The sequence below is a fragment of the Bradyrhizobium sp. USDA 4353 genome (assembly GCF_054063215.1).
The window spans coordinates 3149938-3173325 of the sequence record NZ_JBSSGB010000001.1; the positions used below are offsets into that span (position 1 = coordinate 3149938).

The 23388-nt window shown below is 67.1% G+C and carries 13 protein-coding genes and 1 pseudogene; 9 read left to right on the forward strand and 5 right to left on the reverse strand.

The window, feature by feature from the left end; genetic code table 11:
- Positions 1–8 precede the first annotated feature (8 nt).
- Positions 9–2519, reverse strand: a complete 2511-nt coding sequence (locus ACVILH_RS13930; protein WP_456716974.1) for a spermine/spermidine synthase domain-containing protein — start codon at positions 2517–2519, stop codon at positions 9–11.
- 507 nt (positions 2520–3026) lie between these two features.
- Between ACVILH_RS13930 and ACVILH_RS13935 the strand changes: the two genes are divergently transcribed.
- The 5 genes and pseudogenes from ACVILH_RS13935 (at position 3027) to ACVILH_RS13955 (ending at position 10196) form a co-directional block, all read left to right on the forward strand.
- The gene (locus tag ACVILH_RS13935) at positions 3027–5612 is read left to right on the forward strand and encodes an ATP-binding protein (RefSeq protein WP_456713397.1); all 2586 of its coding nucleotides are present in this window, start codon (positions 3027–3029) and stop codon (positions 5610–5612) included.
- Positions 5613–5766: 154 nt separating this feature from the next.
- Entirely contained in the window at positions 5767–7125 is a 1359-nt protein-coding gene (locus ACVILH_RS13940) for an NAD(P)H-dependent oxidoreductase (RefSeq protein ID WP_456713398.1), read from the forward strand.
- Between the two features lie 173 nt (positions 7126–7298).
- Positions 7299–8760, forward strand: a pseudogene (locus tag ACVILH_RS13945) (aldehyde dehydrogenase family protein).
- A gap of 117 nt (positions 8761–8877) precedes the next feature.
- Positions 8878–9282: a carboxymuconolactone decarboxylase family protein gene (locus tag ACVILH_RS13950; protein ID WP_006614985.1), complete on the forward strand. Its 405-nt coding sequence runs from the start codon at positions 8878–8880 to the stop codon at positions 9280–9282.
- Complete coding sequence (locus ACVILH_RS13955; protein ID WP_456713399.1) at positions 9279–10196, forward strand: NAD(P)-dependent oxidoreductase; 918 nt, start codon at positions 9279–9281, stop codon at positions 10194–10196. Before ACVILH_RS13950 ends, ACVILH_RS13955 begins: the two co-directional genes overlap by 4 nt.
- A gap of 179 nt (positions 10197–10375) precedes the next feature.
- Here ACVILH_RS13955 and fabI read toward each other — a convergent pair whose 3' ends face one another.
- Genes fabI through ACVILH_RS13975 form a run of 4 tightly spaced genes read right to left on the reverse strand, consistent with a single transcriptional unit; the run spans position 10376 to position 16244 of the window.
- A complete protein-coding gene (gene fabI / locus ACVILH_RS13960; RefSeq protein WP_456713400.1) occupies positions 10376–11197 on the reverse strand; it encodes an enoyl-ACP reductase FabI in 822 nt (273 codons plus the stop codon).
- Positions 11198–11209: 12 nt separating this feature from the next.
- Complete coding sequence (locus tag ACVILH_RS13965; protein ID WP_456713401.1) at positions 11210–13564, reverse strand: DUF3141 domain-containing protein; 2355 nt, start codon at positions 13562–13564, stop codon at positions 11210–11212.
- A gap of 16 nt (positions 13565–13580) precedes the next feature.
- Complete coding sequence (locus tag ACVILH_RS13970) at positions 13581–14804, reverse strand: acetate/propionate family kinase (protein WP_456713402.1); 1224 nt, start codon at positions 14802–14804, stop codon at positions 13581–13583.
- A gap of 3 nt (positions 14805–14807) precedes the next feature.
- The gene (locus ACVILH_RS13975) at positions 14808–16244 is read right to left on the reverse strand and encodes a bifunctional enoyl-CoA hydratase/phosphate acetyltransferase (protein ID WP_456713403.1); all 1437 of its coding nucleotides are present in this window, start codon (positions 16242–16244) and stop codon (positions 14808–14810) included.
- A 221-nt stretch (positions 16245–16465) separates the two neighbouring features.
- Between ACVILH_RS13975 and ACVILH_RS13980 the strand changes: the two genes are divergently transcribed.
- The 4 genes from ACVILH_RS13980 to ACVILH_RS13995 all read left to right on the forward strand — a co-directional run bounded on the left by ACVILH_RS13980 (position 16466) and on the right by ACVILH_RS13995 (position 23381).
- On the forward strand, positions 16466–18094 hold the full coding sequence (locus ACVILH_RS13980) for an inorganic phosphate transporter (RefSeq protein WP_456713404.1): 1629 nt from the start codon (positions 16466–16468) through the stop codon (positions 18092–18094).
- A 2-nt stretch (positions 18095–18096) separates the two neighbouring features.
- Complete coding sequence (locus ACVILH_RS13985) at positions 18097–19104, forward strand: transporter (RefSeq protein WP_456713405.1); 1008 nt, start codon at positions 18097–18099, stop codon at positions 19102–19104.
- A 28-nt stretch (positions 19105–19132) separates the two neighbouring features.
- Entirely contained in the window at positions 19133–20473 is a 1341-nt protein-coding gene (locus ACVILH_RS13990; RefSeq protein WP_456713406.1) for a carbohydrate porin, read from the forward strand.
- 982 nt (positions 20474–21455) lie between these two features.
- The gene (locus tag ACVILH_RS13995; protein WP_456713407.1) at positions 21456–23381 is read left to right on the forward strand and encodes a DUF47 family protein; all 1926 of its coding nucleotides are present in this window, start codon (positions 21456–21458) and stop codon (positions 23379–23381) included.
- Positions 23382–23388 lie beyond the last annotated feature (7 nt).

Below are 23388 nucleotides of genomic sequence, written 5' to 3' on the forward strand. Positions count from 1 at the left end.
CCTCCTATCTATTTTCCAAATTCCTTCGACAGCAGCTCGCGCGCCTCGCGGCGGGACGGCGCTGCCGCGTCGATCGCCTGCAGCAGATGTTCTGCCGCCGCGCGATCCGATGCGAGCAGTGATCGCGCCATGCTGATCAGCGGCGCGTAAGCGGGCTCGAACTCGGGGCTGAGGCGGATGGCCTCGATCAGGCCCGGCGCGGCGGCCGCGATCAGCGCGGGTCCGCGCGGATCACCGGTCAGCGCGGCGCCGGCTTGTAGGAAGCGGTTGCGGGCCTGCCAATAGGCTTGGAGGCGCTGATCCCATGCCGCGTGCAACGAGGGATCGATCAAGTCCGTTGCGTCGGTCTTCACCTGCGCGATGACGGTCAACAGCAGCTCCCACGGCGGCGCGGTGAGGGCCGTGACATTGCGCCGGGCATCGAAGGTGACGAACGGAAAATCGTCGGTGTTGTCGGGACCGGGACCGGCGAGCCGCGCCAGCGAGTGCGCGCCGGCCACGTACTGGCCGAGCAGATCGAGCGGCTGGGCGAAGCCGAGCGGGAGAACGACGGGACGAAGCTGCGGGGCCGAGAGCCGGGCCGCGATCCGATCGGGATCGAGGGCTTGCGGACGGCGCGATCCGACCAGAGCCAGCATCGGCGTGCGCACGCTGTAATGGTTCAGCCAGGCGGCGCCGTCGGGGAAGACCGCGAGGAAGCTTCTGATGATGGCGCGCAGCGACGGCGCATCCAGCTGATAGAGCGGCAGCCATTGGCAGAACACGCCGTCGTCGCTCAGACGGCTGCGGACAGCGCCGAAATGCTCGCGCGTATACAGCGCGCCGCTGCCGTCCAGCGCGGGATGGAACAGGTCGGCGACGATGACGTCGTAGCGCTTGTCGTCGGCGACGATGAAGCGTCGTGCATCGGCGACGGTGACGGGCGGCATCGCCGGCTTGGCCGCGCCCGTGTCGAACCAGGGCAGCAGCGCCACGACCTCCGCCGACAGCTCGACCGCGCGGACATCGAGGTCCGGCATCTGCGCGCCGCCCAGCACCGTGGCTCCGGTCCCGACGCCGAGGAACAGCGCGTTACGCGGCGACGGATGCAGCAGCAGCGGCAGCATCGCCTGACGGAAATCTGAGCGCACCGAGCTGGTGCCGCCCATGCGGAAATGTCCGTTCACCTGGAGATAGCGCGCGCCGGAGGCGTCATCGACGACGCTCGCGGTTGCCATCGGTCCTTCGCGCAGCGCCAGCAGCTTGCCGCCAGTGGGCACCTTCACCATGCTCGGTGCGGGCATCCACAGCAGAGCGAGCCCGAGCAGGCCGGGCGCGAACGCCCAATTCAGAGCTGCGCGGCGTGGCGGCAGCATGAGGTAGCCAAGCGCGACGAGCACCAGCGCGGTCCAACTGCCGAAGGCAGGAATCAGGAGCTGCGCCGCCAGCAGCGGCGCGACGGCGGCGCCGAGGCTGTTGATGCCGACGGCCCGGCCGACCGATCCGCTGATGTCGCGGACCTCCTGCATGAGCTGACCGAACAACGCGCCCATGGCCATCGACGGCAGCAGGAACAGGATCAGCGCGAGGCCAAGCTCGCCGGCAATGCCGAAGCCTGCCGCCTGATCTGCAATTCCGGCGATGAACGGTGCCAAAGCGGCCGTGCCAAGACAGGCCAGCGCGGTGATCGCCAGCAGTCCGGTCCTGCCGAAGCTCGCCGCCGTGCCGATGCGTTGCCAGATGAGGCCGCCGGCCGCGGTGCCCAGCAGGTAGGCCGCCAGCAGGCAAGCGAAGCTGTAGACAGTGTCCTGCAGCATCTGCGCGGCGAGACGGACGACCAGAACCTCGAAGGCGATGCCGATAAGGCCGGTCAAGAACAGCGTGGCGCTCAGGCGCAGGCCGATGGCGCTTGTTGCTGCGCGCCGTTCTTGCGCGGCCGGTTCGGCTGTAAGCAACGGGCCGAGCCGCAGGGCAGCGAAGGCGCAGGCCGCGTTCACGCCGGCCAGACAAAGAAGCGTCGTTGCCAGCCCGAGCGTCGGGATCAGCACGAAGGTCGACAGCAGGGTGCCTGCGACCGCGCCGGCGGTGTTCGCGCCATACACTCCGGCACTGACGGTGCCGCTGCGACGCGCGGCCGACATCATGCGCTCGAGCGCGGTGAGCGTGCCGCCCATCGCCACGGTGGCGGGAAACAGCACGAGGGTCGGCAGCAGGAAGCTCGCACTCCACAGCAGCACGGGCGACGGCGTGGTGCCGAGCAGCGGAGCAAGCGCGCGTGCGCTCGCCGGCAACAGCCAGATCGCGCACAAGCCCCACGCGCCGATCACCAGCTCCAGACCGGCATAGACCAGGTGCGGTCGGGCGCTCCGGCGGATGCGTCCATCCAGGACGAAGGCGCCGAACGCCAGGCCGGCGAAGAAGCCGGCGATGGCGCCGAGCACCGCCATCATCTCGGTGCCCAGCGCCAGCGCGAGCTGTCGCGTCCAGACGATCTCGTAGCCGAGGCCCGCGAGACCGGAGGCTGCGATCAGCAGCTTCATCGCGTGCAGCGGAATTGCGCCGAGCCCATCGAGACTCGTGGTGCCACGAGATCCCGCGCGCTGCTTGTCAGCGCCTTCGTTCGCGCCGCGCGCATCTGCATCGAGGATTTCGGTCAAGGGTCGCTAACCTGGGCTGTCGTCGGTCATCGCGCGGTTCGCTGCAGGGATTGGTCCCGCGCGGGCGACCGAGGTCCGCTGCATCCGACGGCCTTCTTCTGTGTGCGTTTCGTGACGGTGGTTTGACAGGGCTCCCCATCCGAGGTGCCAAACTTACCGGGCCGCTCAGGGCATAAGCGTGGTGCGGCCTGGGCCTGCGACGCCAGGGGATACCGCCGATCATGACATCCGGCTGAAAGACGTGCTATCCAGGCATCATGATCGTTCGCGAGGCGTTGGCCCCGAGATGACGCGTTCTGCGAGGCTCCGGAAGCAAGGCTGACGGGAAATCGGCTGAATTCCCGCGGCGATCGATGGACCTGCTCGATCACCTCCTGACGTCCCGGCGGCATGTTGGACAACACCCAAACGACACCAGTCGATCCGCGCGGATCGCGGCAGAGAGGCGTCCTGGGCGCACTGATCGGCGGAGACCCGGCGTCAAGAATGGACCGGCGCTGGACGCCGCGGATCATCGTCCTCAGCGGGCTCATCCTGGCGCTCCTGTGTGATGCCTTCGTGGCGCACATGCTGTTCGTGAACTATCGCGAGACCTATCGGACGACCGAAGCCGCCAACGGCGATCTCGCCCGCGCGCTCGAAGAATACATGCTGCGCAACATCCAGGGCGTCGACGTGCTGCTCGCCATCACGATCGGCAATCTCACCCAGAATCCGTCTCTGCTCACGCCCGGCAATCCGGCCCTGATCAGCGAGCTGAAGCACCGCGTGGCGCCGTATCCGATCGCGAGCGGCATCGTCGTGCTCGATGCGGAGGGAAATCTGCTGGCGGACAGCGAGGGCAATGGCGGGCCCGGACGGGAGAACAACTTCTCCGACCGGGCCTATTTCAAGGTCCAGCGGGAGAATCCCGATCGCGGTCTCTTCATCGATGTGCCCTTGGTCGCGCGCGTTCACACCGGTCTCTTCATCGCCGTGAGCCGCGCATTCAAGACGCCCGACGGACGTTTTGCCGGCGTCGTCTTCGTGCCCGTCGACTACGAAAATCTTCGCCAGTTCTTCCTGTCGCTGAATGTCGGCCAGCGCGGCACCGTCACCCTGTATCGTGATGACGGCACCATCCTGCTGCGAACGCCGAATGCGGACGAGCTCGCCGGCCGCAACGTTCGATCGAATCGCCTGTTCTCCGTCTTTCTGCCGCAAGCGCCTCATGGCAGCTTCGAAGGCAGCGGCGTGACCGACGGCATATCGCGGAGCGTCAGCTATCGGCGGGTCGCCGGCCTGCCGCTGGTGGTCACGGTGGCCCGTCATCCGGTCGAGTATCTGGCCGGCTGGAAGAACAATGCGGTCTACTACAGCCTCATTGCCGCCGGGCTCAACCTGCTGATCGTGGGCTTCGGCTTCAGCCTGGCGCGGCAATGGCAGCTCCGCGCGACCTCCGAGCAGGCGCTGCGGGACAATCTCGAGCAGCATCAGCTTGTCACCGAGAACGTGCCTGCGCTGATCGTTCACGTCGGGGCTCATGGCGACATCCGCTACGCTAACCGTGTTGCGCGCGAATGGTATGCCGAGCCATCGGCCCAGGCCATCCGCAAGCGCAAGATCGACGATTTCATCGACCCCCTGTCGATCGCAGAGGCGAGGCCGAAGATCCAGGCGGTGCTGTCCGGCCGCACGATCGCAAGCGAAGAGAAGGCGACGTTTCCCGACGGACGTGAACGGTGGTGCGAGACCATCCGGGTGCCGGATTCCGGCCAAGACGGCACGGTGCGCGGCTATTTCGTGCTGTCGGTCGACATCACCGAGCGCAAGCGCATCGAGGAGGAGCTGCGTCAGGCGCAGAAGATGGATGCGATCGGACAGCTCGCCGGCGGCATCGCGCACGACTCCAACAACATGCTGGCCGCAACGCTCGGCAATCTCGACCTGCTGCTCGATGAGTTGCCGTCCACCGACGTCGCCTGCCGCGGCATCGTCGAGCGCGCCATCGAAGCGGCGGAGCGGGTCGCCGATCTCAATCGGCGCCTGCTCGCCTTCGCCCGCAAGCAGACGCTGCAGCCGCAGATCACCGACGTCAATCAGCTGGTCTGCGGGATGACCACGATCCTGCAGCGGACGCTCGGCGAGACCATCGAGATCGAGCTGGCGCAGGATCCGCAGCTCTGGCACTGCCTGATCGATCCGACGCAATTACAAAATGCGCTGCTCAACCTGGCGCTCAACGCACGGGATGCCATGCCCGGCGGCGGCTGCCTGACGATCACGACCGCGAACGCGGTGCTCAACGAGCCGCTCGATGATGGCGACGAGCGCATCGCGCCCGGTGACTACGTCACCATCGCGGTGTCGGACGGGGGAGACGGCATGTCGCCCGACGTCGCCCGTCGCGCTTTCGAGCCCTTCTTCACGACCAAGGAGTTCGGCAAAGGCAGCGGACTCGGCCTCAGCATGGTCTATGGCTTCGCGCGACAGTCGGGCGGCACGGTGGTGATCTCGAGCCGCCTCGCGGAGGGGACGCGCGTCACGCTGTATCTGCCGAGCGCAGGGCCTGGGCCGACCGAGCCGCCCCGCACCGGCATCGACAAATTGTCGCGGCCGGAGACTGGCGAGCGCATTCTGGTGGTGGAGGACAATCCGCTGGTCGGCGCGATGGCGTCGACCACGCTGTCGTCGTTGGGCTACAGTCCGGTCGTGGTCATCAACGCCGGCCTCGCAATCGCCGAGCTGGAGCGGTCGAACCAGATATCGCTGCTGCTGACCGACATCATGCTGCCGGGCGGCATGACCGGCATCGACCTCGCGCGGCAGGTGCGCCGCAGGTGGCCGGACCTGCCCATCCTCTTCATGTCCGGCTTCGCAGATCCCTCGCTGGTGCCGGAAGACTTCCGTGCCACCTCGCAACTTCTCACCAAGCCATTTCGCCTCGGCCAATTGTCGGAGGCGATCGCGCGTGCCCTTGGTGGTCGCAAGAGCTGACCAGAAGAGCTGAAGCGAAACGGGCACCGGTAAAGCGTCGTGCTGTGCACGGGCAAGCCTCATCGAGCACGGCGCCTTGAAGTTCTCACGAACCACGCGCAAACAACCTGGATGGAACTTCAGATTCGTTCTGCTACCTCAGGAGACGCCGTTCGTGAATCTCTACGCCAAGCTTCTGGAGCGAAACGCCGCGCGCCGGCCGATCAAGGTCGGGCTGATCGGCGCGGGCAAATTTGGCGCGATGTATCTGCATCAGGTGCCGCGCACGCCCGGCATCCATCTCGTCGGCATTGCCGATCTCTCCCCGGCGCGCGCGATCGAGAACCTGAAGCGCGTCGGCTGGGACGAGCAGCGTTACGCCGCATCGTCCCTCGACGACGCATTGAAGCATGGCACGACATTCGTCACCGATGATTGGCAGGCGCTGGTCGGATGCGCTGCGATCGACGTCATCGCTGAATGCACCGGAAATCCGATCGCCGCCGTGGAGCATTGTCTGGCGGCGTTTGCCGCCGGCAAGCCGATCATCAACGTCACCGTGGAGGCCGATGCGTTCTGCGGGCCGATCCTCGCGCACAAGGCCAAGCAGGCCGGCGTCATCTACAGCCTCGCCTATGGTGATCAGCCGGCGCTCGCCTGCGATCTCGTCGACTGGGCGCGCGCCTGCGGCTTTCCGGTCGTCGCCGCCGGGCGCGGCCACAAATGGCTGCCGCATTATCGGGAATCCACGCCGGAGACGGTGTGGGACCATTGGGGCCTGACCGCCGAGCAGGCGGCGCGCGGCGGCATGAATCCGAAGATGTTCAACGCCTTTCTCGACGGCTCCAAGCCGGCGATCGAATCCGCTGCGATCGCCAATGCGACCGGTCTCGCAGCGCCGTCACAGGGCCTCGCATTTCCGCCGGGCTCGGTCGACGACATTCCGACCTTGATGCGGCCGCGTGCGGAAGGCGGCGTGCTGGAGGCCAAGGGGCAGGTGGAGGTCGTCTCCTGTCTCACGCCGGATGGCCAGCCGATCGCCAACGACATTCGCAAGGGCGTCTGGGTCTGCTTCGAGGGCGACAGCGACTACGTCCGCAACTGTTTCGAGGAATACAAGGTCGTCACCGATCCGAGCGGCCGCTACATGTCGTCCTACAAGAAATGGCATCTGATCGGCCTCGAGCTCGGCATCTCCGTCGCATCCGTCGCGTTGCGCGGCGAGCCGACCGGCGCCGCGATCTGCTTCAATGCCGACGTCGCGGCGACGGCGAAACGGGACCTCGAGCCCGGCGATCTGCTCGACGGCGAAGGCGGCTATACCGTGTATGGCAAGCTCGCGCCGGCCGAGGCGTCGTTGGCGCAAGGTTATCTTCCGCTCGGGCTCGCCCATCAGGTGCGACTGGTTCGGCCGGTCGCCAAGGACGCCTGCATCACCTGGTCCGACGTGGCCATCGACGAGAGCTTGCCGGCCGTCCGTCTGCGCCGCGAGCAGGAGAAGTTGTATGCGCCGACCATGAGCCGGCATGCGTGACGGCAGCCGCCGGGCGGGCGCGGTTGTCCGGCGAGCCTGCAAATGCCGGTGAGGGGCCGCGCCATGATGTGCAATCCGCGGCGTCTGATGCTAGAGCAGCCCTGGTTGAATTAAACGATCCAACGACCCGACCGCCACGGGAGCGATGGAACGGAAGACATGGGAGAGCTGCCATGAACGCCAATGTCAAACTGCCTGCCGCCAAGGGCGTCTTCATCGACAATAAATGGCAGCCGGCGCAATCGGGCCGGACCATTGCGATGCTGGCGCCGGCGACAGGGCAGGTGATCGCCTCGATCGCCGCCGGCGACAAGGCCGACATCGATCTCGCGGTCGCCGCGGCGCGCCGCGCGCTCGAAGGTCCCTGGGGCCGGCTCACGGCTGTGGAGCGCGGGCGCCTGCTGTCGAAGCTCGGCCGTCTCGTCGAGGACCATGCGGAGGAGCTGGCGAAGCTCGAGGCCGCCGACACCGGCAAGCCGATGAAACAGGCCAAGGCCGACGTCGTCGCGGTTGCACGCTACTTCGAATATTACGGCGGCGCCGCTGACAAGGTGCATGGCGACACCATTCCGTTCCTCGACGGCTTCTTCGTCACGACCCTGTACGAGCCGCTCGGCGTCACCGCTCATATCATTCCCTGGAACTACCCGGGCCAGATGTTCGGTCGCACCGTTGCGCCGGCCCTTGCCATGGGCAATGCGACGGTGATCAAGCCGGCCGAGGAGGCCTGCCTGGTGCCGCTGCGGCTCGCCGAGCTCGCAGCGGAGGCCGGCTTCCCCGGCCGGCGCGATCAACGTCGTGCCGGGTCTCGGCGAGGAGGCAGGCGCGGCGTTGTCCGCGCATGACGGCATCGACTTCCTTTCCTTCACCGGCAGCCCCGAGGTCGGCACCTTGGTGCAGACGGCGGCGGCGAAGAACCATATCGGCTGCACGCTCGAGCTCGGCGGCAAGTCGCCGCAGATCGTGTTCGCCGATGCCGATCTCGACGCGGCGCTGACGTCCGTCGCGGCGGCGATCGTGCAGAATGCCGGGCAGACCTGCTCGGCCGGCTCGCGCGTGCTCGTCGAGCGCACGATGTGGGACCGCTTCCTGTCCGAGCTCAAGCTGCGCTTCGAGAAGATCACCGCCGGCACGCCGGAGATGGATCTCGATCTCGGCCCGGTCATCAGCGCGGTGCAGAAGAAGCGCATCGAGGGCATGCTGGCGCGCGCCGAGAGCGGCGGCGCGACACGGGTCGCCTCGGGTCGGATCGCCGAGGGTGTGCCGAGTGAAGGCTTCTATGTCGCGCCGGCGCTGTATCACCACGTCGACCGCAATTCCGAGCTGGCGCGGGAAGAGGTGTTCGGGCCGGTGCTGGCCGCGATGCCGTTCGATGACGAGGCCGACGCGATCAGGCTCGCCAACGGCACGGATTTCGGCCTCGTCGCCGGCGTCTGGTCGGGCGACGGCTCGCGGGCGATGCGCGTCGCGCGCAAGGTCAAGGTCGGGCAGATGTTCGTCAACGGCTACGGCGCGGGCGGCGGCATCGAGCTGCCGTTCGGCGGCATGAAGAAGTCGGGCCATGGCCGCGAGAAGGGCTTTGAGGCGCTCTATGAGTTCGGTGCGATGAAGACCCTGATCGTCAAGCACGGCTAGACCGGCTGCCGCGGAGCTCCGATCGGTTCTGCCGCGCGGCCGTCGCTGACAGTCCGCGCGGTGAAGCGCCAAGATGAGGCGCAACTCACAACGTTCAAGGGTGAAGGAGACGCTGAGATGAGCGACGAGAACGAGCTGTTCGAGAAGGGTCTGAAGGTGCGCCGCGAGGTGCTCGGCGCCGGCTATGTCGACGGCAGCCTCGCCAAGGCCGATGACTTCATGATGGCGTTCCAGCACATCACCACCGAGATGTGCTGGGGCTATGCCTGGACTCGTCCGGGGCTCGATCGCCGCACCCGCAGCATCGTCAATTTGGCGATGCTGACCGCGCTGAGCAAGCCGAGCGAGCTCAAGCTTCACGTCAAGGGCGCGCTGACGAACGGCGTCACGGTCGATGAGATCAAGGAGATCCTGCTACACGCCACCGTCTATTGCGGCATTCCCGCCGGCCTCGAGGCGTTCAAGGCCGCCCATGAGGTGCTCGTCGCGGAAGGCGCCATCCCGAAGAAGGACGGCGCATGAGCGCGCCGCAACGCATCCTGTTCGTCGGCATCGGCAACATGGGCTGGCCGATGGCCGCGCGTCTGCTCGGCGCCGGCTTTGTGGTCGCAGTCAATGATGCCGTGCCGGGCCGTGCCGCGGATTTCGTGCGCCAGATCGGAGGCACCGAGGCGGCGGATCTCGCGGCCGCTGCATTGCAGGCCGATGTCGTCATCACGATGCTGCCGACCAGCAAGCATGTCGGCGAGGCCGTCACCGCGTTGCGCGCCGGCTTGAAGCAGGGGCAGATCCTGATCGACATGAGCTCCGGCGCCCCCGTGGCGACGCAGGCGATCGCAGCCGATCTCGCTCCGCTCGGCGTGACCATGCTCGACGCGCCGGTTTCCGGCGGCGTGCCGCGCGCGAGAACCGGCGAGCTCGCCATCATGGCCGGCGGCGATGCGGCCGCGCTCGACCGCGTCGAGCCACTGCTGCGCGCAATGGGCACCACGATCCATCGCATCGGCGGCCTCGGCTCGGGGCAGGCGATGAAGGCGCTGAACAATCTCGTCTCCGCCGGCGGCTTCCTGATCGGCATCGAGGCGCTGCTGATCGGCCAGCAGTTCGGCATCGATCCGGCGCTGATGACCGACGTGCTCAACGCCTCCACCGGCATGAACAATTCGACGCAGAAGAAGTTCAAGCAGTTCGTGCTGTCGCGCCAGTTCAACAGCGGCTTCGGCCTCGACCTGATGGTCAAGGACCTTTCGATCGCCCTCGAGGTCGCACGCGCAGCCGGCGTCGCCGCGCCGTTCTCCAACCTCTGCCGCGAGCTGAGCGCGAGCGCGCAGGGCCTGCTCGGCCCGGGCCAGGATCACACCGCGCTCGCGAAGCTGAGCGAGGCGCTCGCCGGCGTCGAGCTGGGCGGTGAACCAAGCCCACCTTCACAGAGTTGAGATCGGCGGATGGCAGCTCCTTGCAGATCGGCAGGCAGCGGTAGCGAGCATCGAACTTGCTGGCGGGCCCGGACTCGAACCTGCCGAGGCAGCGAATTTTGATTCCGCCATTCGGAGGTTCGATCCGTCCGTGCGCAGCCGGTCCGTTCGACAGCGGACGATGCTTGCGTCAGCCGACCTCAGGCCATGTTGTGCAGCCCGGCGTCCACGTAGATCGTGTCACCTGTCATGCCTGACGCGCCGCCGCCGACCAGGAAGACCACCACGCGGCCGATCTCTGCGATGTCGACCAGCCGGCGGCCCGGGCTGCGCGTCACCGCCGCTTCGATCAGCTCGTCGAAATGGGCGATGCCGCTGGCGGCGCGGGTCTTGAGCGGGCCGGGCGACACCGCATAGACGCGGATGTTCTTGTCGCCGAGCTCGGCTGATAGATAGCGCACGCCGGCTTCCAGCGACGCCTTGGCGAGGCCCATGATGTTGTAGTTGCTCACGACCTTGTCGGCGCCGTAATAGCTCATCGTCACGAGCGCGCCACCGTTGGTCATCAGCGGCTCCGCGGCGCGCGCGAGCTCCAGGAACGAATACACCGAGATCCGCATCGCGCGGGCAAAACCGTCGGCCGAGCAGTCGATGACGCGGCCGTGCAGGTCGTCCTTGGGTGCGTAGGCGATCGAATGCACGACGAAATCGAGCCGGCCCCAGTCCTGCTTGATCCGCGTGAACACCGCCTCCAGCTCGCCCGGCTGCTCGACGTTGAGCGGCAGCAGCAGACCCGCGCCGATCCGCTCGGCGAGCGGGGCGACGAAATCGCGGGTGCGGGCGTCGGCATAGGTCAGCGCCACCTCGGCGCCGAAGGCACGCAGCTTGGCCGCGCAGCCGAAGGCGATCGAGCTCTCATTGGCGACGCCGACCACGAGGCCGCGCAGCCCCTTGAGCATGTCGCCGATCCGGTCGTCGGGATTCCAGATGGTCGGCAGCGGGTCGTGCGCAGTCTCGGACATCATCGTCTCCCGTCAGGCGACGTCGCGGATCGTGCCGTTCTCCTTGAGCGGATCGGCCGCCACCGCAGCCAGCGCCAGCGGCGGCAGGCCGAGCGCCTCGCGGAGCCGCTGCAGGGTGCGGATCGTATTCGGCTCCATGTCCTCGACGCTGCCGGCGATGAACTCGACGACGCCGACGGCGCGGTTGCGGTCGTCGATCTCGGGCAGCAGCTCGGCCAGCGTCTTCACGGCCTGCTCGGGCTCGAACTCGACGATGATCGACTGCTCGCGGATCAGAGCGGCGCGGCGCTCGGCGCCCAGCGAGGCGAACGGCTCGTCCTTGGTCAGCACCTTGGCGGAGCGCTCCAGCCGGTCGCGGCGCACCGAGCCGCGCGATTCCGCGAGCAGGATCAGCATCCGGATCACCGCCTCCGCGAAGCCGCCGCGGTCGATGCCCAGCAAAATCGCCTGCACCTCGGGCAGGAAGCGCAGCTCCTTCGGCTCGCGATGCACGCGCTGGAAGGCGTGGGTCGAGGCGATCGCATCCATCAGCGGCGAGCTGTAGATCGACAGGAACGTCGCCTCATAGAGGGTGTCGCGGATGTCTCGGAGGACGTCGAAGGCCTGCACCACGCTCTTGGCCCAGAACTGCTCGAGCGCGAGGAACGGATTTGAGGCAGCCGCCGGCGTTCGCGATGCGCGCGCCTCCTCGGCCGCCTTGCGGATCGCCTGGGTCGCGGCGTTGTCGCCGCCAAAGCTGCGCCGCATCACGCGCGCCGGATGCGCATCGCGCATCAGCTTCGCTACCTGGTCCGTCACGATCGACTGCACCAGCGGACGTGCGGTCAGGTCATACAGCTCGGCGCCGAGCTCGGACAGCCGCGCCACGGCGGCAAAGCCGCGCTCCTCGCTGCGGTCATTGTCGTCGATCGCCAGAATGTCGGCGATCTTGCGCTCGTGGAACGAGACGTGGAAGCGGGCGTCGAGGCCGTCGCCGATCTGCTCGTCGATCGTCATCTCGTACAGGCCGGGCGCGAGCGCCTCGATCGTCTTCATCGTCGAGGCGACCTCGGTGTGCTCCTTCCTCGCGATCGAGGACGACACGAAGATGCCGAGATGGCCGACCTTGTCGTGCACCATGTAGATGATGCGCTGGCCGCGGATGCGGATCTCGTGCTCGTCGGCGTAGGTGTCAGCGATCCAGTTCAGCGCCTGCTGTGGCGGGGTGATGTTGTCCCCCCAGCTCGCGAACACGATGATCGGCGAGCGGATCGCCTTGAGGTCGAGCTGGCGGCCGCGCTCGATGCGCGCCTCGCCGCGCGACAGCCGGTTGCCGATGAACAGCTGCTCGACGATCCAGCGGATCTCCTGCTCGTTCATGAAATGGAAGCCGCCCCACCAGCGCTCGAATTCGAGGAAGCTCGCGCGGCCCTTTTCCGGGTTGGTGTAGAGATCGAAATACTTGCCGAAATAGTTGCGGCCGGGATTGAGCATCTCGAAGTTCGACACCAGGTGCACGCCGTCGAACTCGCCGCCGCCGAGATCGGACAGCACCAGCGCCGGCAGGATGCCGCCGAGCAGGCCGCCATTGTAGCGCATCGGGTTCTCGCCGAGCCGTCCCGACCAGTAGGCGACCGGCGCGCCGTTGACGACCAGCGGACCCGTGATGTCGGGATTGGCCGCGGCCAGGACCAGCGTCGCCCAGCCGCCCTGGCAATTGCCGACGATGATCGGCTTCGGCGCCTCTGGATGCCGGCGATGCACCTCCGCGATGAACTCTGCTTCAGCGCGCATGACATCGGCGAGCGTCTGGCCCGGCTCGGGATGCGGCCTGAACACGACGAAATACACCGGATGCCCGTCATGCAGCGCGACGCCGACCTGGCTGTCCTGCTTGAACCCGCCGATGCCGGCGCCATGGCCGGCGCGCGGATCGATGATCACGTAGGGCCGCTTCCATTCATAGGTGACGACGCCTGCCGGCGGCAGGATCTTCAACAGCATGTAGTTGACGGGACGGGCGAGGCTCTTGCCGTCGAGCGCGACCTCGTGGTCGTAGATCAGCACCGGCGGCGTGCCCGCCGCCTCGTGCTGCGCATCATTGTCGGCGCGCTCGCGCAGCACGTCGAGCGTCAGGGCCAGGCGCTGGCCCGCGTCGATCCAGTAGGCGTTGGCATGGTCGAGCAGATTGGCCTGCGCGGCACTGAACGATTGCGCGAGACCGGCACCTTCGGCGATCAGCTCCTGGACGCGCTTGCCGTGCTCGCGGGCGAACGTCTCCAGATGCCGGCTGAGGCTCTGTGAGACGCGCTGCGTCTGCGTTGCCGTGATGTTGGCGGCACCGAACGAGCGGGCCAGCGCGGTGGCGGGGCTGTAGGGCGAAGGCATTTGCGGTCCCCTTCGGTCAGGCAGTCGGGCGCGTCAGTGGCATCGAGCCCGCGGGCTGCATGAGGCCCAGGATCTCGGCGGTGTGCTCGGCGATCATGCGGTCCTCATCGGTCGGAATCACGAGCACGGCGACGCGCGAGTCCGGCCGGCTCACGGTCTGCGCGTTCTGTCCATTGGCCTCGCGGTCGATGGTGATGCCGAGCCAGGCCATGTCACCGAGGATCTGCTCGCGCGCGCGCCACGCGTGCTCGCCGATGCCGCCGGCGAACACGATGGCGTCGACGCCGCCGATCGTGGCGGCGAGCCCTGCGATCTCGCGACGCACCCGCGCGACGAAGTAGTCGATCGCCTCGCGCGCCTCCGGCGCATCTGAGGCTTCCAGCTCGCGCATGTCGTTGGAGATGCCCGAGAGGCCCTTCAATCCGGCGTCGTGATAGAGCAGATGGGTGACTTCGTCGGCGCTCATGCCCTTCTCGGTCAGCAGATAAAGCACGACGCCGGGATCGAGCTGGCCGCAGCGCGTGCCCATCGGCAGGCCGTCGAGCGCGGTGAATCCCATGGTCGAGGCGATCGAGCGGCCGTCGCGCAGCGCGCAGACCGAGGCGCCGTTGCCGAGATGGGCGATGATGACGCGTCCCGATGCGAGGTCAGGCGCAACGCTGCGCAGCCGCCGCGAGACATATTCGTAGGACAGTCCGTGAAAGCCGTAGCGGCGCACGCCCTCGTCATAGAGTCGCCGCGGCAGCGCGAACGTATCGGCGACGAACGGGTGCTGGCGGTGAAACGCCGTGTCGAAGCACGCGACCTGCGCCGCGTCGGGAAAGGCGCGCAGCGCGGCGGCGACGCCGGCGAGGTTGTGCGGCTGGTGCAGCGGCGCCAGCGGCACGAATTTGCGCAGGCGCTGCAGCGTTTCGTCGTCGATCACGACCGGCTCGGCATGATCAGGTCCGCCATGCACGACGCGGTGACCGATCGCCACGACGTGACAGCCCTGTTCGTGCCCCCGCAACCAGTCGATCGCAAGCAGCAGTGCCGCGCCATGATCGACCGTGCCCCCGGGGGAATTGATCCGCTGCATCTCGGCGCGCCCGTCGGCCGGGCCGGCCTCGAAGGTCGTGTCGTCGCCGATATCGTCGATATGGCCTTTCGCGACCGCGCGCAGCGCGTCCGCGCCGATCTCATAGGCCGCGAACTTGATCGAGGACGAGCCGGCATTGACGGTGAGAATGACGTCCGTCATCGGCTACTCCGCCGCCATCGCCTGCGCAGCGCCGGTGAAGGCGCGGCCCTCGCGGCGCCAGTGCTGGTAGAGCTGGGCGAGCGCGCAGGAGGCGAGCCGGGCGCGGTCATTGTCGGCGCGGCTCGTCAGCATCACGGGCACGCGGGCGCCGACCACCAGACCCGCGGCCTCGGCGCGCGCGATGAAGGTCAGCTCCTTGGCCAGCATGTTACCGGCTTCCAGGTTCGGCACGATGAGGACGTTCGCATGGCCCGCGACCAGCGAGGCGATGCCCTTGGTCTTGGCTGCCGCCATGTCGATGGCGTTGTCCATTGCCAGCGGGCCATCGACGATGCCGCCCTTGATCTGGCCACGCTCGGCCATCTTCGACAGCACCGCGGCATCGAGCGTGGACGGAATGTTCGGATTGATGGTCTCGACCGCCGAGAGCACGCCAACCCGGGGACGGTCGAGCCCGCAGGCGCGGGCGACATCGATCGCGTTCTGGATGATGTCGACCTTGGCGAGCAGATCCGGCGCGATGTTGATCGCAGCGTCCGAGATGAAAAGGATCTCGTCCAGGGTGGGCACGTCCAGCGCGAAGACGTGGCTGATCCGGCTGTTGGTGCGCAAGCCACCATCCTTCTTCACGACAGCCGCCAGCAGCTCGTCGGAATGGATCGCGCCCTTCATGACAGCGCCGGCCTCGCCTGCCAGCACCATCGCGACGGCGCGCGCGGCGGCTGCGCGATGATCGGTCTCAGGCACCAGCGCCCAACCGCTGATGTCGGCGTCGATCTCGCGCGCCGCGGCCGAGATGCGATCGGGGTCACCGATCAGCACCGGATGGATCAGGCCGCGCTCGGTCGAGAGCAGGGCACCCGCCAGCGAGTTGTGGTCCTCCGGGCAGACGATCACGGTCCTGAGCGGCGGCAGCTCTGCAGCGAGCTCGATCAGCTTGGCGAAATGATCGGCATGGTCCACGATCAGCGCCGGCAGCTCGCGCACCGGCGTCTCGATCGCGATCATTGGCGCGTCGACCTCGGCAAGCCCCGCGCAGACGAGCTCGCCGCCTTGGTCGGTGATCTCGGCGCGAAACACCGCGACGGGCTGCTCGCGCTTCTCGCAGCAGGTCACGGTGATGCGCAGCCGATCGCCGACATGCACGCGCTTCTTGAATTCCAGCGATTGCGAGCGATACAAGGTGCCGGGCCCGGGCATGACGTTGCCGAGCACCGCAGAGATCAGCGACCCGACCCACATCGAGGGCGCGACGACGTCCTTCGTGCCATGATTCTGCGTGCCGTGATTGGCGCTGGCGTCCGGCAGCATCAACGGGTTGGTATTGCCCGAAACATGGGCAAACAGGATCAGGTCCTGGACCGCGCATTTGCGCTCGATGGCCGCGCTGTCACCGACCTTGAGCTCCGCCCACGTCTTGTTGCGTATGGTCGGGGTCATTTCGCGCTCCATTGCCGAAATTCGCATCATCTCGCTGCGGCCGCCGATCAGCGGAGCAACACGTGCTGCGGTGCATCAGCTATACGGCCCGAGCGTGACGACTGATTGACTGGCTCGGTTGTCAACCGTTGTCGGCTGCGGTGCGACCGCTTGTCATCTGCGCTTCGCATCCGCGTTCCAAGATCAGGCTTCCTGGTTTGTGGGGTAACGGGGAGAGCCAAATGGCCGAAATCACAGTCAACCAAGCCGTCGGAGACGAGCGGCCCATCCAGCCGGCCGGACGGCCCAATCTCGACAAGGGCTTCAACCCGCTGACGATGATCCTCTTCCTCGGCATCCTCGCCGCGGGCCTGATCTTCGTCGCCTACAGCATCTATGTCGACGTCGACGCCACCGGCGTGAAGGTCACGACCTATCTGCCCTATATGCTGCTGTTCGTTGCGCTCTTGATCGCGCTCGGCTTCGAGTTCGTCAACGGCTTCCATGACACCGCCAATGCGGTGGCCACCGTGATCTATACGCACTCGATGCCGGCCGAATTCGCCGTGATGTGGTCGGGCTTCTTCAACTTCCTCGGCGTTCTGCTCTCCAGCGGCGCGGTCGCGTTCGGCATCGTCTCGCTGCTGCCGGTCGAGCTGATCCTGCAGGTCGGCTCCAGCGCCGGCTTCGCGATGGTGTTCGCGCTGCTGATCGCCGCCATCATCTGGAATCTCGGCACCTGGTATTTCGGCCTGCCGGCGTCGTCCTCGCACACGCTGATCGGCTCGATCATCGGCGTCGGCGTCGCCAATGCGCTGCTGCGCGGCCGCGACGGCACCTCGGGCGTGGACTGGAGCAAGGCGACCGAGATCGGCTATGCGCTGTTGCTGTCGCCGCTGGTCGGCTTCATCTGCGCCGCCGCGCTGCTCTATCTGCTCAAATTCCTGGTTCGCAATCCCGCGCTCTACGCCGCTCCGGAAGGTCCGAAGGCGCCGCCGATCTGGATCCGCGGCCTCCTGATCCTGACCTGCACCGGCGTGTCCTTCGCGCATGGTTCGAATGACGGCCAGAAGGGCATGGGCCTGATCATGCTGATCCTGATCGGCACGGTGCCGACGGCCTATGCGCTCAACCGCACGCTGCCGGAATCGCATATCGCGAAATTCCAGGAGACGTCGCAGGCCGCCTCAAAGGTGATCGCCGCCAAGGCCGCCGGCTACAACGTGATCGGCGACCCGCGTCCGGCCGTCACGCTCTATGTCTCGCAGCACAAGATCAACGAGGGCACCTATCCCTCGCTCGCCGTGCTGGTGAAGGATGTCGGCGATCAGGTGCGCAACTACGGCTCGCTGAACAAGGTGCCGGCGGAAGCGGTCGGCAACACCCGTAACGACATGTACCTGACCTCCGAGGCGATCCGCTTCCTGATGAAGGACAAGGAGAGCGAGCTCAACAAGGACGAGATCGCGACCCTGAACGCCTATAAGGGCTCGCTCGATGGCGCCACCAAGTTCATCCCGACCTGGGTCAAGATCGCGGTGGCGATCGCGCTCGGCCTGGGCACGATGATCGGCTGGAAGCGCATCGTGGTCACGGTCGGCGAGAAGATCGGAAAGTCGCATCTGACCTACGCGCAAGGCGCGTCGGCCGAGCTGGTCGCCGCCGCCACGATCGGCGCGGCCGACGTGTTCGGCCTGCCGGTGTCGACCACGCACGTGCTGTCCTCCGGCGTCGCCGGCACCATGGCGGCCAACGGCTCCGGCCTGCAGACGTCGACCGTCCGCAACCTGCTGATGGCCTGGGTGCTGACCTTACCGGCGGCGATCCTGCTGTCGGGCTCGCTCTACGTGATCTTCAGCCGGATCTTCTGACGATGCGCGCTGACCGGGCGGCGCTGGCAGCCGTGACGGCGCCGCCCCTGGAGGGGCTGGTGTGGGCCTTCCGCTTCACCGCGGACGGCACGCCCCAGCCGCTCGCCAACGACCAGCCGTTTCATCTCGATCATGACGGCTGGTATTGGCTGCATTTCAATCTGGCCGATGCGCGCGCCGTGCAGTGGCTCGGCAATTCCGAGCTGCCGCCGGCCGCGCGCGATCTGCTGCTGTCGAAGGACAGCTTTCAGCAGTTGCATGGCACTGAGGACTGCGTGCATGGCGTGATCGCCGATCTCGCCCGCGACATCGGCGGGTCCACGGAAGAGGCGGGCCGGCTGCGCTTCGTGATGACCGAGCGTCTGCTGGTCAGCGGGCGCCATCACGCCCTGCATGCGGTGGACGTGACGCGGCGGTCGCTCGAAGCCGGCCAGCGTGTGCCGACCGCCGCCGTCCTGTTCGAGCGGATCGTGGAAAATGTCGCCGAGGCGATGGAGCACATCGTCGACGGCTTCGAGCAGCAACTCGACGAGATCGAGGAGAAGCTGCTGTCGAACGAGGGCGACAACCAGCTTCCCGCGCTCGGCCGTCTGCGCCGCACCTGTGTGCGCGTGCACCGACATCTGTCCGAGCTGCGCGTCGTGCTGCATCGTTTCGACCGCAATGCGCCTGAAGACATCAAGCCGGCTTTGCAGCTTCGCGCCCGCCATCTCGCGGAGCGGCTCGACGGCCTCGACCACATGGTCGTCGAGCTGCGCGACCGCAGCCGGCTGCTGCAGGAGGAGCTCCATCTCCAGATGGAGGAGCAGACCAACAACAGTCTGCGCGTGCTGTCGGTCCTGACCGCGTTGCTGCTGCCGCCGACCTTGGTCACCGGCATCTTCGGCATGAACACCAAGGGACTGCCGCTGACCGACAACGAGAGCGGCTTCCTGTGGGCCGTCATGCTGATGGGGCTCACGGCGGTCGGCGCGTTCTGGCTGATGAAGCGCATCGGCCTGATCAGATAGCGAGTCTCGCGTGTCGGTTCGAGCGTCAATGTCTGGGCGGTTCTCATCGGCTGCGCTCGCGCTGCTCATCATGATGGCGTTGCCGCCCGCGCTGCGCGCCGATGACCGTGCCGCGGCGAGCGGGCAGAAGGACGTCCAGCAGCGGCTCGCCGAGTGGGGCATCCAGCTCAACCTGACCTATATCGGCGAGGTCTTCGCCAATCCGGTCGGCGGCATCCGCAACGGCGCGATCTACACCGGGCGCCTCGATGTCGGCACGACGATCGACCTTGAGAAGCTGGTCGGCTGGAGCGGCGCGACCTTTCACGCCAACGCCTACCAGATCCATGGCGACGGGCTGTCGCGCAGCTATGTCGGCAATCTGATGCTGGTCAGCGGCGTCGAGGCGCTGCCCGCCAGCCGGCTCTATGAATTCTGGATCGAGCAGGCGCTGCTCGGCGGCAAGCTCCAGGTCCGCGTCGGCCAGCAGCCCTCGGATGTCGAGTTCATCGACAGCAAATATGATGATCTGTTCGCCAATTCGGCGCTGGGCTGGCCGGGCATCACCGGCATCATCCTGCCGAGCGGCGGACCGTCGCCGCCGCTCGCGGTGCCCGGCATCCGCGTGAAGGCGCAGTTGACTGACAGGCTCACCGGCTATCTCGCCGTGTTCGACGGCGACGCCGCGCCGCCAGGGCCCGGCGATCCACAGCTCAAGAACCCGCATGGCATCCTGTTCCGGGTGCAGGATCCGCCCTGGGTGATCGGCCAGCTCAGATACAATTTCGAGCTCGGCGCGACGGCCTTGCCCGGCACCATCGCGGCCGGCGCCTGGTATCATTTCGGCTCGTTCGACAACCAATATCTCGACAGCGACGGCCGCTCGCTCGCCGATCCCTCAAGCTCCGGGCAGCCGGCGCGGATGCGCCGCAATCAGGGCGTGTTCGCCGTCTTCGAGCAGTTGCTGATGCGCAGCCCGCTGGACCCGGCCAAGGGAGCGGGCCTGTTCGTCCGGACCTCGGTCAGCCCCGCGGATCGCAACCTCATCAGCTTCTACCTCGATGGCGGCGTCCAGTTCACCGGCTTCAGCGCGGCGCGTCCCGACGACAAATTCGGCATCGCCGCGACCTATGCGCGGATCTCGCGTGACGTCCGCCGTTACGATCAGGATGTGCAGCTGTTCACCGGCATCGCCACGCCGGTCCGCGATTTCGAGGCCATCTTCGAGGCGAGCTACTCGTTCCAGATCACGCCGAATGTCGCCGTCCAGCCGATCGTCGAATACGTCATGCATCCCGGCGGCGGCACGGTCGACCCCAACGATCCGACCCAGACCCGCCGCATCCGCGACGCGATCGTGTTCGGCGTCCGAAGCACCACGACGTTCTGAGAGGGCAAGCCTCAAGAGGTGCGGAGAGGCTAGTGCCGCACTTCCGATCGTCCATGGGTCGTGCGCTTATCGAGAAAGACGAACGTCAGCGCCGCGACGTCGGTGCGCTCCCTCTCCCCGTTCTTCACGGGGAGAGGGGTGGGGTGAGGGGCCGCCGCACGGGAAGTGCCGGTTCCGAAGGACCGAAAGATCGATGCTGCATTCACCCGATGCAGTTCGTGTCGCGTTCTAAGGTGGACTTCGCTTTCACTGCCCGTGTGGCTGCCCCTCACCCCGACCCTCTCCCCGTAAGAACGGGGAGAGGGAGCAGACCGCGGGTGCGGCCGACATCCGAAAAATTCTGAAAAGCAAAAATAGTGATTGCGCTTTTCCAGAATTCATGATTATCTCCGCTCATCCCGCCTCACTCGGAAGGGGCGTTGCGCGCGATCGTCACGACACGCGAGGTGGGGATGCGATGGCCGTGAGAGCTCGCAGCATGTCCTTATTCGGCGTGCGGACGAACGAGCTGTCACGGACGGTCAAGTCGCGTGGTCCTGGCCTCCCGAAGCTGAGGTCAAGTTCGCGCCGCTGCTGACGCGCGGCGCTGATGACGGTGGCCAACAAGCCGGCGCACCGGGGAGATCGCGAAGCAGCCGTAAGCCCGTCGCGCAGGGAATGCCGGAGTGCTCGGCTGAACCTGTGGTACCTGCCGCCTGCATTTTCTTTCGCAGGCGGGCCATGGGTGAGGCCTTCACCCGGCATTCCCTGCGCCCTCCGGTCATCTGGTCAGGGGGCACGCGATCCGCATAGCTCGGGCGCTCCGCCGCGAGAACGCATCACCTTGTTCCGGAATGACGACAGGCGAGCAGTAACGCTGCCCGGCACGGCGTGCGAGCTCGGCTGTGAATGTGACAGATCGATGAATGATCCAGCGCAAATACTCTTCATGTGCGGCTGCTACCAACGCGTCGCGTAACGATGACATGAACGATACGGGCCCATGAAGACTGACATCGTCAAAGAGCTCGGACAGGCCGACATCCTGTTGCCGCGCCTCGTGGCCGAAGGACTGGCGGCCAACGATCGCATCAAGCTTCGCCTCAGCGCGCTGCAGGCCGCCGTCCAACATGCGAGAGATCCGCGCGGCGAGGTGCCCGATCTGACCATGGAGAGCCGCGCCGCGGGACTGGCGCATGCGGCCCTGGTGACGTTGATCGGTGGCGCCCATCTCGCCGGTGACGACAAGGTGGTGGCCCCCGGGCTCGCGCCGCTCCTGAAGGGCATCGAGAGCGACATTCTCGCGATGATCAGCGCCGTGGCCGCGGGCGACCCCGCGGGAGGCCAGCACTTCGACAAGCGCCTCGCCGCGATCCGCAGCGCCGGACATCTGGACGCGACGCCGGAGATCGAGATCGCCCGCATCGGCCGCCTGACGGGCGTCGATCACGACGGGCCGGACAGCCTGCACCGGCTGGTCATGGACCTGCACAAGGCGCTGAACCGTCTGGCCGCGAGCCATTCCGAGCAGGTCATCGCCGGCGCGCATGTGTTCGGCGTGCAGGAGGCCGATCGCGCGCCGATCGAAAGCTTCATGCGCGGGCTCGGTGAGACCCGGCCGCTCAAGTTCAATCATCCGGGCCTCGATGCCACCGCGATCCGCGCCGGCGATCGGCTGGTGATCCAGAACGATATCGGCACCACCGATGCGCATGTCATCGTCATCGTCGTCACCGCGAGCACGGTGACCATCACCTACACCGACGTTCACCTCGCCCGCGCGAAATTCTTCGTGTCGCTGTTCGACGGACGCGCGCTGAAATGGAGCGGTCTCGACAAGCATGCCGCCGCCGGGCTCGAGGATGAGGGCACGTTCTATCTCGTCACGGGATCCTATGAGTATGGCGGGCCCGATGACCGCGACGATCTGCTTGCCGCGATCGGCGCCTCGCTGGTGTTCCTGATCGACTGGAACAAGGCGCGCAAGCTGCTGCGCAGCTGGGTCGCCAAGACCGATGCGGTTCGCATCCTCGAATGGGCCGCGCGCCAGCGCATCGGTCACCGCGGCTTCCTGGAGCTCGGCGGCAACGAGCTGCTCGGCGCGGCCGTGCGCAGCGCGGCGCCGACGCGTCTCGGCTTCGGCGAGCGGCTGGACCAGGTGCTGGGGCGCGAGGCCGCGATCAGCTTCCTCAAGGCCTGCCTGCAGATCTCGACCGAGGCGCTGCTGGAGGGACAGTCGTCGCGGCTCGCGCGCGACCGGATCGGTGCCGATCTCGTCAGACATCTCGACCGCGTCGACAGCGCCTTGCTCGCGATGGTGCTTCGCCAGATCGGTCTGGCGCGCGACGTCGCCGCGCTGGTCCAGCAATCGCTGGCGATGACCGAACCTGATCCGGCGGCCGTCAAGCAGCTCGCGGAGCGCGCCGGCCGGATCGAGCAGAAGGCCGACAGGATCGCGATCGAGGCGCGTGCGGAGATCACCCGGCTCAATGCGCGCGCGGTGATCGGCGATCTGGTCGACCGGGTCGAGCAGGCGATCGATGAGCTGGAGCAGGCGGCGTTCATCGCGTCGCTGACGCCAGCCCCGATGAAGCCCGAGATCAGCTCCGCGCTGCAGGCGCTCGCCGCTGTCGGCGTGACCGCGACCGAGCATGCCGCGGCCGGCCTCGCCGCCGCCGCCGAGGTTCAGGAGGGGCGCCGCGCGGATTCCGAGGATGCGTTGGCGGCGGTCGCCCGGCTGATGGATGCGGAGCATCAGGCGGATGCGCGGGAGCGCGAGATCACGACGCTGGTGTTTTCCGGCGGCCTCGACGTGACCGCATCGCTGGCCGCGCTGGAGCTCGCGCGCGCGATCGAGCGCGCCACCGACTGCCTGGCGAGCTTCGGCCATCTGCTGCGGCGCTATACGATGAGTGACCTCTCGGCGTGAGGAATGA